This is a genomic window from Corallococcus sp. BB11-1 (genome assembly GCF_026626625.1).
Lineage (GTDB): Bacteria > Myxococcota > Myxococcia > Myxococcales > Myxococcaceae > Corallococcus > Corallococcus soli.
This window is the reverse complement of the sequence record NZ_JAPNJY010000044.1, coordinates 192,497-205,888: the sequence shown is the minus strand read 5'-3', so window position 1 is coordinate 205,888 and position 13,392 is coordinate 192,497. Positions and strand designations below refer to the sequence as shown.

The window sequence follows — 13,392 nt, the reverse complement described above, 5'->3', positions numbered from 1 at the left end:
AGAGGGTGGACCTGTGAAGATTTCGGTGAAGTGGCTGGGTGATTACGTGGCGCTGCCGCCGTCGGTGGACGAGCTGGCGCGCAAGCTGACCGCGGCGGGGCTGGAGATCGAGGGCGTGGAGCGCCCCGGCGAGGGCCTGCGCGGCGTGGTGGTGGCGCAGATCCGCGAGTCGGTGCAGCACCCCAACGCGGACAAGCTGTCCGTCACGCAGGTGGACATCGGCGGGTCGGCGCTGTTCCAGGTGGTGTGCGGCGCGAAGAACTTCAAGGTCGGCGACAAGGTGCCGCTGGCCACGGTGGGCGCGAAGCTGCCCAACGGCATGGAGATCAAGCAGGCCGCGCTCCGGGGCGTGGACAGCTTCGGCATGCTCTGCTCGGCGAAGGAGCTGGGCATCACCGAGGACTCGGCGGGCCTGCTCATCCTGCCGGCGGACACGAAGCTGGGCCTGCCCATCGCGGAGGCGCTGGGGCTGGATGACTCGGTGCTGGAGGTGAACGTCACGCCGAATCGGCCGGACGCGCTCTCCCACCTGGGCGTGGCCCGTGAGGTGGGCGTGGTGACGGGCGCGGCGCTGAAGGTGCCCGAGCCGAAGCCCGCGGAGTCCGGCAAGCCGGTGGCGGAGCTGGTGAAGGTGCGCATCGACGCGGCGGAGCGGTGTCCTCGCTACGCGGCGCGCGTGGTGGAGAACGTTACCGTCCAGCCGTCGCCGCAGTGGATGCAGGACCGGCTGAAGGCGTGCGGCGTGCGCGCCATCAACAACGTGGTGGACGTCACCAACTTCGTGCTCCTGGAGTACGGGCAGCCGCTGCACGCGTTCGATCTGGAGAAGGTGGCGGGCCAGGAGATCGTCGTGCGCACCGCGAAGGCGGGCGAGAAGCTGCGCACGCTGGATGACAAGGAGCGCACGCTGGACGCGGACGATCTGGTCATCGCGGACCGGGACCGCGCGCAGGCGCTGGCGGGCGTGATGGGCGGCGGGGACAGCGAGGTGACGCAGGGCACGAAGCGCATCGTCATCGAGTCCGCGCACTTCGTGGGCTCCGGCGTGCGCCGGTCGGCGAAGCGGTACGCGCTGCACACGGAGGCGTCGCACCGCTTCGAGCGCGGGGCGGACCTGGACGCGGTGTTGCCGGCGCTGGACCGGGCCGCGCAGCTCATCGCGGAGCTGTCGGGCGGCACGGTGGCGCCGGGCCGGGTGGACGTGCAGCCCTCCCCGAAGCCGCCGCGTCGGGTGACGCTGCGCTACGGGCGGGTGGAGAAGGTGCTGGGGGTGGTTGTGCCGGAGGCGGAGTGCCGGCGCATCTTGGGGGCGTTGGGGTTCAAGAACGTGGAGGACGGCGCGGGGCAGACGACGTTCGAGGTGCCCCGGGCGCGCGTGGACGTGGAGCGCGAGGAGGACCTGATGGAGGAGGTCGCCCGCGTCTTCGGCTACGACAACATCCCGGCCCGGCTGCCGCGCGGCCTGGACACCCTGGCGCCGGAGCCTGCGCAGATGGAGGCCGAGCGTCGGCTGCGCCACTCGCTGGGCGGGGTGGGACTGAACGAGGTGGTGAACTACTCGTTCGTGGCGCCGAAGTCGCTGGAGGTGCTGGGCGGGAAGGAAGCGCCCATCGCGCTGATGAACCCGCTGAGCGTCGAGCAGTCGGTGATGCGCACCAGCCTGCTGCCGGGCCTGTTGGAGAACCTGTCGCGCAGCGTGCGCCACCAGGTGGAGACGGTGGGGCTCTACGAGACGGGCCGGGCGTACTTCCGGGACGCGCAGGGCGGGCAGGGGATGAAGCCCGCGTCCCGCGAGGTGCCGCGCGTGGCGGGCCTGGTGTGGGGCGTCCGGGGCGGTCGGAGTTGGACGCAGAAGGACGCGCGCGTGGACTTCTACGACGCGAAGGGCGCGGTGGAGGCGCTGCTGCACGCGCTGCACGTGGAGGGCGCGACGTTCGCGCCGGCCGAGCCTCCGGCGTACCACCCGCGAAGCTGCGCGCAGGTGGCGCTGGCGGACGGGACGGTGCTGGGGCACGTGGGCGAGGTGCACCCGCGGGTGACGAAGGCGCTGGGGCTGCCGGAGGGCGTGTTCGTGTTCGAGCTGGACACGGAGCCGCTGTACGCGGCGGCGAAGCTGGTGCCGCAGGCGGCGGGGCTGCCGAAGTACCCGGCGGTGTTGCGCGACCTGGCGGTGGTGGTGCCGGTGGAGCTGCGCAACGAGGAGGTCCGCCAGGTCATCCTGGAGGTGGGGGCGCCGCTGGTGGAGGACGCGTTGGTGTTCGACGTGTACACGGGCAAGCCCATCCCCGAGGGGAAGAAGAACCTGGCGTACGCGCTGAGGTATCGCTCGGCCGAGCGGACGCTGACCGACGTGGAGGTCACGACGGCGCACCAGCGCATCATCGCCGAGGTGAACCAGCGGCTGGGGGCGGCCCTGCGCGCCTGAATTCCTGAATGAAGTCAGGACGTTGACACGGTTCGGGGAAGGCTGACACCATGCCCCGCGTTCACCGGCCAGCACGGGTGCCAGAGGACTCGCATGACGAAAGCGGACATCATCGAGGGGGTCTACGAGAAGGTCGGCTTCTCGAAGAAGGAGTCGGCGGAGATCGTCGAGCTCGTGTTCGACACCGTGAAGGAGACGCTGGAGCGCGGGGACAAGATCAAGATCTCCGGGTTCGGAAACTTCCAGGTGCGCCAGAAGAAGGCGCGCGTGGGGCGCAATCCGCAGACGGGCAAGGAGATCGAGATCAGCGCGCGTCGGGTGCTGACCTTCCGGCCGAGCCAGGTGCTCAAGAGCGCGTTGAACGGCGAGGCCCCTCCGGAGAACCACGCGGAGATCGACGCCCAGGAAGAAGCGGCGGCGGACGCGGCGGAAGCCCGGGGCGAGGACTTCGACGAGGGAATGGAAGAAGGCGACGAGTAAGTTTTCCCACGGAACCCTTCACCTCGCGCTTGACCCAGGAGAGCGGCGAGGGCATAAGGGCGCACCGTTTCACGACGGCGGTTTTCGGGGCGTAGCGCAGCCTGGTAGCGCACTTGCTTGGGGTGCAAGTGGTCGCAGGTTCAAATCCTGTCGCCCCGACCAAAATGAAGGCCCTGGAGTTTCCGGTGCAAGCCGGTGACTCCAGGGCCTTTGTTTTTCTAGGGCGCCATGGACCTGCTCCGGTTCGGTGGGCAGGTAGGCTGCGCTGATAGCCTCTTACCGCGTCTTCGAGAGCAACCTCCGCGCCCTCTGGAGACACACGCCAGGGCACACGGTGGCCGCGTCACACTGCTCATTCTTTCACCGAGACCTGATGAGGAGGCCGGGCCTCCAGGCTCTTCGTGGAAAGGGTGCCGAAAAGGCGGTTGCCCGTGTCCGTCGTCCCTACGCCCATGTATTGATTTTCGGAAACGCGGGCGAAGAAGAAGTGAACGCCCGGAAAGGCGCCTTCCAGGCGCTTCGCCGTAGTAGCCGGCCCCACGAGCGCGACCACGATGAGTCGGCCCGCGCCCCGCTCCTGGAGTTGGTTCAAGACGGGTTCGAGCGAGGCACCCGTGTTCACCACGGAGTCTATGAGGATGAAGGTACGGCCCTCGATGGAGGGCAACTGCGCCAGCTCCGCATCGGACAGGCCACGCTCACGCTGGGGCGAGATGTGCACGACGGGTGCCCGCCTCAGTACCTCGCGCACCCCGTCGGTGGCGTAGAGTCCGGCACGCAGCAAGGGCAGAAGGACGATTTCCTCTTCCCGCGCCACCTGCCACCCCTTCCTCAGCCCTTGGGGGTGTTGGATGTCGCAAGGCTCAAGATCCAATAGCTCCGCCAACTCACCGGCCAGGAATCTGCCCAGTTCGACGTGGGACTGCGTCAGCTCCCAGGGAGTGATGTCGGTGCGCCGCGAGCGGGTCGCGAGCAGGCGGATGAGGTGTCGGTCCGAATAGTGCTTCAGCGGCATGCTGTGCCTCTCTCGGTGTCGGAACGCCCACGACAGATCAGCCGGTGGGCGGATTCGAAGGTCAGCTGGGAGATTCCCGGTACTGGCTGTCCGGCTGGCGCGATGTGGTGAAGCGAGTGGTGGTCGTCAAGGTGGGACAACAGGTCCGCGCTCATCCGATGGTTCAAGACGACCACCGCATGGTTCGCAGCCAGCATCATCTCCGTGTCCACGTCCGAATCCCCCAGCGCCATCACTTCGGTCGCGATGCTCCGAAAACGCTGACAGACCCATCCCTTCTCCTCTCGACCGAACACGTACGGCAGGGCGGGATTGATTCCGCCAATCACGCCGATGTGTCCCAGTCCCTCTCGGTCGAGGAGTCCTCGCCAGATGCGGGGAATGCCCGCCGAGATGACGAAGACCGCCGCCTCCTCCGCCGCGCGTCGCAGGAAGCCCGCCGCCCCCGGGTACAGCGGTGCTTCTCGCGCCACGGCAGTGCCCACTTGCTCGAAGGTGGACGCCGACAGACCCAGATGGACCTCCGCGTGGTAGCGAAACGCGCTGAAACAATACCCGTCGCGCTTGAAACGATCCTGGATGGGTTGCGGATCCATTCCGGCTTGCTGGAGGAACAGCCGGCTGGTGTCGAGGGGCGACAGGGTCCGGTCTCCATCGGCGAGGACGACCGGCCGGCCCCGTACCGCCTGCAGCAGTGGCAGGATGGCGGCATCGAGCCGCTGGATATTGGAAGCCTCGTCTTGGGGAAGCAGGTTCATCAGGTCAGCAGCCCTGTCAGTTGGCGCGCGATGACTTGATCATCGCCCATGGGTAGCTCATGCAAGCGCATGTCATGCTCCCTGGCGATGCGAAGGCAGGCCTCCCGCTCGCCAGCAAGCTCCGCGTGAAGGAGGCTGCCGTCCAGATTGCGGCGCTTGGTCAGGTCATCGCGCCGACGCTGCAAGATGACCTCTGGAGGCCCTTCCAGCAGGATGAGTTCTCGGAAGAAGTGGCAGTCCAGTTCGGTGAAGACCTGCTCCACCTGCGCCGTGGCGGGATTCAAGAGGGTGGTGTGCCCATCGCAGAGAATGTCGCGCCCAGTGCCTTCCTGGCGCGTCTCCATCCACCGGATGGCTTCCTCCCGGTAGTGCTGCTTGACGTCGGGGGGAAGGCTGTCGAACCGGGCGAAGTCAGCGCCTGCCAGCTCCCGCAGGATGGCCGAGCCAACGACATAATCCACTTGAGGAAGAGCTGGCAGGATGGAACGGATGAGGGTGGTCTTTCCGACTCCCCGGACTCCCACCAGACAGATGCGTCGAGGTGATCGCGGCTTGGACATCTACTCCCCCTGTGATGACAGCGAACGCATGAGCCTGAACGAATCGCGATTGGACTTTTCGCTCTTGGAATGAAAGGTGCGGCACGCGCAACGGAAGTGCTCTTCCCCCGGATTGCCTTTGCGGAAGGGGAAACGACCCCAGGCCCCCCCACGTACGCCGACGCGGTCCGTATCCAGGCGCCCCACCGGGTCGATGACCTCACCTCGCTGGAAGGAGCGGAGGTCATCGCGCACCGATTCGTAGACGAGCCCATGCATGTCATGCAGACCCCAGGCGTTGGGTTTCAGCAGCCCCACCTCATGCAACTGGGCGTTGGAGTTCTGCTTGTTCCAGGCGAACTCGTTCAACCGTTCGGGGTCGTCTCCAAAGCAGTACGCTCCTGCGGAGCCGGCCCGGCAGGCGTACTCCCACTGCGCTTCAGTCGGCAGATCGAAGCCCCCACCGCCAGGGAGCGCGTTCAGCCGTTGTAGAAACTGTTGGATGTCGTGGAAGTCCACCTGAACGATGGGAAACTCGGGATGGCGATCCCGGTGGATCAGGTGCGGCAGGCTCCCCATGACGGTCTCCCACAGGGACTGGGTGACTGGTCTGCGGCCCAACATGAAGTCGCGCGATAACACCACCCGGTGCCGGGGGCGCTCCTGTCTGACCCGGTCGTCGCCCATCAGGAAGGCCCCGGCCTTCACGCGCACCATGCCGGTGAGCATTCGTTGCACGAGCGGATGGGAGGACGTGGTGAGCCGACGGGGTGCGCCCGCGGAGCGCGTCCCCTGGGAAGGGGGGGCCGCGCGAGCCGCAGGCTCCACACGCGGGGTAGGGTTCACCGAAACGGCCTTTTCGGCACCCTCCATCAGCGCGGTGAGGAGCGCTTCGTCGCTGGAGACGTCGTAGGGCTGCCAGATGTCGCCTGTCGAGGGAACCAGCAATCCCAGGCGTTCGCCTTCTTCACGGAGCCACTGCAGGGGATCACCACCGACGGCATGCTCCAGGTCCTGGAGGCTTCGCTGCCGTGCCGCCCCTTCGGCTCCCTCGGGTGCTTGCCGGGTGACTTCGTCCCGGAGCAGCGCTCCGACGTATTTCGACCGGTCCGGCACGAAGTCCAGTTCGGCGCGAACCGCGTCCAGGGCATGCCAGGCTTCGAGTCCTCCGACAATCCATGCATGAGGCTGCGAGGCGGCTTCCCCCGGTGCCTCGGGGTGCAGGACGCCGGGCCACTGCCAGAGGAAGCGTCCGAGAATGTGCCTGACGACGGGGGGGCACCAGAAGGACACGCCCAGCTCGCGCGACTCGTGGCGCCCCTTCTCGCCGCCGTAGGCGAGCAGGTTCTCCGAAGTGATGAGTCCTCGGCAACCATCCACGAGGAGGAGCTTGGCGTGGTTCTCCATGGGCTCGCGGCTGGTGAGCAACCGAGCACCCAGGATGGTTCGAGCGTCCTCCACGGCGGTACGCGCCCGTTGGAGCTGCTCTCGCGACTGCTTGTCCGTGGGCCTACGTCCTGCCCATTCCCGGCCCCACACCACCCGCACCCGCCGTGGGTTCCGGCTGCGGCCACTGAGATCCCGGAGGACCGCGCCATCAAGCGCACTGTCCGCGAGGCGGTCCGATGCGAGCAGCAGGTCGCTGCGCGCCGACCGCGCCTGGGCGACAAAGACATCGCGGGTCTGGTGCGCGTCGACCAGTTCGAGCCGGGTCCTTGCCAGGAAGGGATGCAGGGCCGCACGCACCGCCCGCAGTGTGGGCGCCCATCCTGGATGGGGTGTCCCTTGCTCGGGAGGCAGCGCACGCGCGAGCAGCCCGACCGCCTGCTTCAGGCGCTCCAGATGGTGCCTTGCGGATTCGAGGAGCGCGGGCGCTTGCGCTCCACCGCCGTCGAGGGCCTCCCGGAGTGATGCAACCGCCTGGATGGCGGCGTCACCCTCGATGTTGTCCGCGATCCGCTCCAGCAGCGTGAGCGCGAAGGTCCGGTCACGGCCCGCGAGACTGCATTCAAAAACGACGGAGCCCGGTCTGCTGCTGGCTGGATTCCAACTCCCCACCATCCAGTCTCCCTTGCTGGTCAGGAGGACCTTTTCATGGGAGCGATGACTGGCCGCGACCAGGATGCAGCGCTCGGCCAGATCCGCATCCAGCTCCTGGAGCCGTTGCCGGTAGGCCTCGAGGTCGCGTTGTTGCTCGGCGGGAAGCGCGTCGCTGGCGTGGCCGTAGACGACGAGGATGCGTGTGGAGCGGGGGGCTTCGCCAAGCGCCGCCGTCAGGCCCTCACCCTCGCGAAGATTGCCTGGGTTGAGGAAGGCGCTGGTGAGGAGCAGCCAGGGGATGCTCGTCCCTTCCGTGTCCGTGGCCCGCGCCAGTCCCTGGCAAAGCTCCGCCAGGGCGTCGAAGTGGCGGTCGGTGGGACCCGCCACCGGCCACACCCGTTGCCCGTGGGTGAACCAGCGGAGCCACTCCTCCTCCGCGGGCTTCGCGAGCAATTCGCCCAGGCGTTCCACCCGCTTCCTGACGAGCGGCTCCGGGCCGAGCGCGGCGGTCTCCACCGGAAGGCTTTCCACTTCGGCCACGAACCGCTCGAGGGGGCTGTGCGGAAGCTCGACGAGCCGGGTCCGGGGGGCCGCCTTCTGACCGAAGAGCTGGGGGGCGTATTGAAAGAGGGCAGGTTCCAACTCGGCGAGCTCATTCGGAAGGATTCGCTCCGCGTCTCCGTAGAGCGGGAAGCAGATGTCCTTGCGGCCACCCACGCGAAGCGGGCTTCCAAGGAAGGCCCGGCCTCGAGCGGGACCCTCCAGGTCCACCGCCCCCAGCTTTCGCACCAGGTCGGCAAGGTCGTGCTCCGCCGAGTCCAACAATGCCTGGGGGGCAGCGGCTGCCTCCAGCCGACAGTCGGCATGCTGCTTGTAGTCCCAGTCGAACTGGGTGGCCGTCGTGCGCGACAGCAGCACGCCTCCGATTCCCGACATCCACCACTCACCTGGAAGGGTCTGGACATCGAACAGCTCACGGGCGAGGCCCTCCCGTCCCAGGGCGTGATACCGGGCGGCGAGGGTGGGGGCGACGAGGATCGCGCCGGTGCTCCACTCCGGCACCGCCCAGCGCAGATCAATGAGTTCACGGGTGAGCTGGCGGGCCAGCAGGGGCTCTTTGGGTACTGGCCAGGGCGGATCCTGTTCGATTTGTGAAAGCGAGGAGCCCTGGATGATCCGCTCCACCCAGGCCAGCAACCAGAGGGCGTGGGGGTGGGCGCGCGGGATGCAGATGCTCGCCGAAACAAAGAAGCCGGGCAGCAGGACGAATGTCCTGCGCACGCCTCGCGGGGCGGCTCCCGAGGAGCGATTACCCATGGGTGGGCAGCTCCTCGGAGGAAAGAATCCGCGCGCAGCGCTTGTCGACGGCGGCTTCTTCGTAGGCCTTCCACACCGCGTGAAGCCAGTGCGCGTCTTCCATGTGGCGAAGGACGTGGGCCGAGCAACCCACGACGACCTGCCGGCAGCGCGTGCGGGAGAACATGACGTTCAGCCGTTCAGGCTCGGTCATGAAGCCCCATGCGTGTGCTCCCAGGCTGTTATTGCGCACGAGTGAGAGGACCGTCAGGTCGGCTTCCCGACCCTGATATTCATCCGTGGTGCGCACCACCTGTTCGAAGGCGGTGTCCGTGAGCCGTTTGCACGCATCACGCAGCTCTTGTGAATCGAGCAGCAATCGCTTCTGGTCGTTGTAGGGCGTCAGGATGACGAGATCCACCCGGCGCGCGGGATGGAGGCAGCGCAGATAACGGACGATGACGTCCCGTTCATGCATGTTGTCGCGGACGCCGCGCTTCTCCGGGTCCTCCGTTGCCTCCGGACGCTGGGTCATGTGCGGCGTGTCGAGCCAGAGCAGCGGTACGTCCAACTCCTGGGGGATGACTCCCGCCAGGGGCGCACCAGGCGGCTTGCGGTGGTGGAAGGGACGTCCGTAGAACACGTGTCCCACCAATTGTGAGAGCGGTGCCTCCATGCGGAATTGCTCCTCCAGGCGGTGCCGTGTCTCAAGGCGGTTGAACAGGTATTCGAAGGGGCGCAGCCAGCCACCCTCATCTGCGGAGAGGGGACCGTGCTCGCGCGCGAGCGCCTCCAGTGACAGGAAGGTGTCTCCGAAGCGCGCCAGCAGCTGTTCCCGGTGTTCGGGCTGGTCCCTTGCCAGCGCCAGGGTGGCCTGCCACGCGGTGATGGCCTCGCGTGTCCGGCGCTCCTGGTACGGCGGAAGCTGGCGCTGGTCGCCAATCATCAGCACGGTTCGCCCAAGGCACAGGGCATGGAGGAGTTCGGACGGATAGCACTTGCCCGCTTCCTCGATGATCACGAGGTCGAACGAAGTCTGTCCGACGAAGTCCGTCAAGGACGCATCCAGGGTGGTGCAGAAGTAGAGGTTGGAGGCCTTCTCCGCGAGCGAATGAAGCCGCTGGTCGTGCTGCTGGACCGTGGATGCCTGGAAGCGGGTCCAAGCGGAGGAGCCGGGTGCCCAGGTGAGTTCCGCCAAATCGCGCGCGAGCGTGGTGCCCAGGAAAGTGCGTTCCAACGCGTTGAGCCCGCGGCGCTGCCGTGCCAGCGATACCGAACGGAAGGCCCGGTAGGGCGCTGCCCCCGCGTCCAACTGCTCGGTGATCTTCCGGAGGATGTGGTCGAGCGCGAAGTGCTCCTTCGCGCAGATGAGCACGCGTCCGCCGGGAGAGGCCGCCAGGAACCGTCGGACCACCTGCACGGCCAGATGGGTCTTGCCGGTGCCGGGGGGACCCTGGACGGCGAAGACGCCCTCCCTGGAAAGGATGGCATCTTCCAGCGATTCTCTTTGCTGGGGGTTGTTCTTGAAGGGCGCCACCCGCGTGGCACCCAGGAGGTGCGGTGCCAGCCGCGGATGCTTGCCGGCGAAGGCGGTGAAGATCCGCTTGCGTCCCATCAACGCCAGATCTCCGGGGAGGAGGGGATGGACGAATCCCGAGGGCAGCGGCCTTACGCCTTCGTCCCGGACATAGATCAGCGGCTGGTCCTCATGGACGCCAATCCAGCGGACTCGCGCATCAGGTTCCTGGCGACGCGCCAGCGGCTGGGGTTGCCGTTGGGAAACGGCCAGCAGCGGCGTTGTCCGAGACGCCTCCAGGAGCGAATCCCAGAGTTCCTGGGGCGAGGGCCGCGTGAGGTCCGGGAAGTGGGGGTCCTTCCAGCGGGGCTCCAACTCGAGGATGAACTGTCCCTGGGGGTCGAGACCCATCCGGACGGCTTCCTCGCGACGCAGCATGCGATAGCGATACACCTGGGCAAGCTTGTCCAGGTGTTCTGCCTCGGTGAGCAGGTGGAAGATGGAGGGCGCGTCTGGTGCCTGCCGCGCGCGGTGCAATGCCTGCTGTTGCTCCGCCTGGATGAGTCTTTCGAGCGCGGTCCCTTCCTCGGAGTCCAGTGCCCCCAGGAGTGACTCCACGAACCGCGCATCCCCGTCCCTGGGCCTCGGTACTTGTCGGGAGGGCGAGAGGACCCAATCACGAACGTGGTGGAGGTCCCGGCGGCGCTCCTGCACCGTCAGTGGGCCCGGCGGGCGGGGAAGAAACCAGGTCACTGGTGGGACCCAGCGCCCCGACACGGGGAAGAAGGGGGCGAATCCGGCTATTTGATTCGCATGACAGTCGAGCAATGAGAGGAGTGCGGGCAGCAACTCCTCGTCGCGCCAGCGTTGGAATGAGCGGGGATCCGCTTCGGGTCCGGATGCGGTGCCGACAAGTCGCGCCTCGTCCGGAAACACGAGCTGGAGCCGGCCGGCTTCGTACCGGACATCGTTGCTGTGGAGCAGTCCGGTGGCGCGCGCGCGCAGGAGCCTGTGCCGGTGTCGCACATAGTCCTCGAACAGCATCCGATGGTTCGGATGGAGGTCAATGGAGCACTGGAGTGTGGCGCCCTGGCGTTCCCAGGAAAGGGGCGGCGGCGGTGGACTCATGGGGCGATCGGCCTATTCATCGCCATCAATTGGCGCTTCCGCGTTCCGGGCGGCAGCGGACATCGCGCGTGCCTTGAAGTCCTGCTGGGCGCCGGTGCGGTCGGCCCGGGTCTGGATGGCCCGGGCCCGTTCGACGGTCATTCGCACGGAGGTGCGCGAGTTCCGCACACCCGGCCTGTCGCGGTCGCCATCAGGTCCGCTTCGACCCGTCTGGCCATCTCGCCCCTCGTTGCCTCGGCTCATTTTCGCCTCCCGTTGGCTAGCATAGCTCAAGCAGGAAGCGCGCAAGCTCACCGCACCGGGGGGGGCATATTGATGGCAAGCGATTGCGCCAGGGCGGGTGGGAGGTCCGGCACCTCTTCACGGGCCTCGGATCTGACAATATTCACTTTCTGCGAGCCACCGAGGAAAGCTCCCACGGGTATAGCTGTGATCCCTCCGACCCTTGTCGTTCCAGCTGACGGAGTCTCTGAATCGGTTTCGGAATAAGCTCACTGGTGCTTTGACTTGATAGCGCTCCTCGCAAACGAACTGAATCCAGTCCTCATCCATGAGGTCGGAAATCTCATCCTGCTTGAGTCGAAAGTATGGTTTGCTTCCCAGGTCCTTCATTGTCATCTCCCGTCTCGATTGATGCTCTCCAGGATTGGAGAAAAACCTTACTCCGCAATCCTCTCTTTGATCATACCTCTATGGCATGAGCTCACGCTCCGCCATGTCGAAGGAGCCACGGATTCACGGTGACGCGCCCGCCTCCACGTCCGAGAGCGCGAAGTCATCCATGGTCAGCGTGCCGACCTGATCGATGGACAGCCCCATGCTGAGGGCCCGGGCCTCGGAGGGGGCCGCGGGTGTCGTCCACTCGGCGAAGGTGTAGCTGGTTCGCGCGGGCAGCAGAGGGCCCTGGGACCAGTAGATCCAGGCGCCCGCGCTGTTCCGGTAGTACGCCTTGAATCGCACCTGCGTGGTGGCCTTGTACCAGGCGGAGATTCGGTAGTGATGCCCCGCCGTGGGCGTCGGCGTGCAACTGCTGTCGTCCTGGCGGGTGATGAGCTTCCGGTCTCCGCTGGTGATCTGCGTGATGCGCACCTGCTGCGCCCAGCTGCCTCCGTGGGCGTCCTGTGTCCGCGTCCACGAGAAGGTGTTGGAGCCGAAGCCGCCGCGCTGCCAGCAGTCAGGCGTCCCGTCCCCGTTTGCATCCGACTCCAGCGAAGGGTTCTTCAGAAGTTGCGAAGGCGGCCAACTGACGGGGGGCTTCAGCACCCCGCCGATGACCGCATCCATGGTGGCGACCGTGGTGCCCCTCGACACCCGCGTGGCCAGCCAGTCCACGAACGCCGTCAACGTGGCGGGCGCGATGGAGTACGTCTGCGGCGGATTGCACGGCCCGCAGATGTGGTGGAAGACGATGGGCACCCAGCCGCCCCCTGATTCCTCGGCGCGCAGGACTTGGTTCTTCAGGTCCGTCAGCGTGGTGCTGGCCTGCACGGAGCCGTGGGTCCGGATGGCGTACGCGTCCGCAGGGGGCACGGGCTCGGCGTAGGGGTTGCCGGAGCCTCCGGTCGCCGTGCGCAGTCCTCCGCTTTCCCTCGCGGAGTTGTAGTTGCAATCAATGACGATCTGCCGCGTGGTCGCATCCTTGTCCCCGAAGGGGTACGCGAACGACGTGACGCGGAAGCCGGCGTTCAACAGGGCGACCCGGTCGTTGCAGATCTCCTTGCGCTGATCGTTCGCGGACAGCTCGGTGAGGTGCGGGTGGGTGAGCGTGTGGCCGCCAATCTCGTGCCCGGCGTCCCGGAGGGCGCGCACCTGCGCGAGCGTGAGCCGGCCAGACTGGCCCATCCGCGTGCTGTGGACGAAGAACGTCCCTCGCATTCCCCGAGCCTGCAGGATGGAGGCTCCTTGTGCCTGGCTGGCCAGGCCATCGTCGAAGTTCAGCGAGACGATGACCTGACCGGGCAGGAGGGCGATGGGTTCCATGGCGGGCGCTCCCCGTGCGCGCGCAGGCTGGGATGGATGGCCGCACCGGGCGCGCACGAGGCAACGGCGCGAAGGCCTCACCTCAAGGGTGTGCATGGTGAGCAGGTCCTGTCCCGCCCACCTGACCCTTCCGAACCTGGGGGCGTGTGCCCCGCCGCAACCCCTTCGTAACCAGGGCGCGGGGGCTCCCCATCCCCGCTGGCGAGCGTCACGGG

7 protein-coding genes, 1 tRNA gene and 1 pseudogene are annotated in these 13,392 nt (G+C 67.1%); 3 read left to right on the top strand and 6 right to left on the bottom strand.

Going from position 1 to position 13,392, the window contains the following annotated elements; all coding sequences use genetic code 11:
- The first annotated feature begins 13 nt into the window (after positions 1-13).
- The 3 genes and pseudogenes from pheT to OV207_RS36890 all read left to right on the top strand — a co-directional run bounded on the left by pheT (position 14) and on the right by OV207_RS36890 (position 3,067).
- The gene (pheT, locus tag OV207_RS36900; protein ID WP_267559763.1) at positions 14-2,425 is read left to right on the top strand and encodes a phenylalanine--tRNA ligase subunit beta; all 2,412 of its coding nucleotides are present in this window, start codon (positions 14-16) and stop codon (positions 2,423-2,425) included.
- A gap of 93 nt (positions 2,426-2,518) precedes the next feature.
- Positions 2,519-2,797: pseudogene (locus OV207_RS36895) on the top strand (integration host factor subunit alpha); the annotation flags it as partial.
- Between the two features lie 193 nt (positions 2,798-2,990).
- Positions 2,991-3,067 (top strand) — tRNA-Pro (locus tag OV207_RS36890).
- 190 nt (positions 3,068-3,257) lie between these two features.
- On the opposite strand, the gene OV207_RS36885 is transcribed toward OV207_RS36890, so the two are convergent.
- The 6 genes from OV207_RS36885 to OV207_RS36860 all read right to left on the bottom strand — a co-directional run bounded on the left by OV207_RS36885 (position 3,258) and on the right by OV207_RS36860 (position 13,177).
- Complete coding sequence (locus OV207_RS36885; RefSeq protein WP_267559761.1) at positions 3,258-3,920, bottom strand: uracil phosphoribosyltransferase; 663 nt, start codon at positions 3,918-3,920, stop codon at positions 3,258-3,260.
- Entirely contained in the window at positions 3,911-4,678 is a 768-nt protein-coding gene (locus OV207_RS36880; RefSeq protein WP_267559760.1) for an HAD family hydrolase, read from the bottom strand. Before OV207_RS36880 ends, OV207_RS36885 begins: the two co-directional genes overlap by 10 nt.
- Complete coding sequence (locus OV207_RS36875; RefSeq protein WP_267559759.1) at positions 4,678-5,238, bottom strand: ATP-binding protein; 561 nt, start codon at positions 5,236-5,238, stop codon at positions 4,678-4,680. The genes OV207_RS36880 and OV207_RS36875 overlap by 1 nt, the downstream gene beginning before the upstream one ends.
- Positions 5,239-8,574 carry an SUMF1/EgtB/PvdO family nonheme iron enzyme gene (locus OV207_RS36870; RefSeq protein WP_267559758.1) on the bottom strand — a complete coding sequence of 1,112 codons (3,336 nt, stop codon included), beginning with the start codon at positions 8,572-8,574 and terminating at the stop codon, positions 5,239-5,241.
- Positions 8,567-11,113, bottom strand: coding sequence for an AAA domain-containing protein (locus tag OV207_RS36865; RefSeq protein WP_267559757.1), 2,547 nt, complete (start codon positions 11,111-11,113; stop codon positions 8,567-8,569). The genes OV207_RS36870 and OV207_RS36865 overlap by 8 nt, the downstream gene beginning before the upstream one ends.
- An 819-nt stretch (positions 11,114-11,932) precedes the next feature.
- Complete coding sequence (locus OV207_RS36860) at positions 11,933-13,177, bottom strand: polysaccharide deacetylase family protein (protein ID WP_267559756.1); 1,245 nt, start codon at positions 13,175-13,177, stop codon at positions 11,933-11,935.
- Positions 13,178-13,392: the final 215 nt, after the last annotated feature.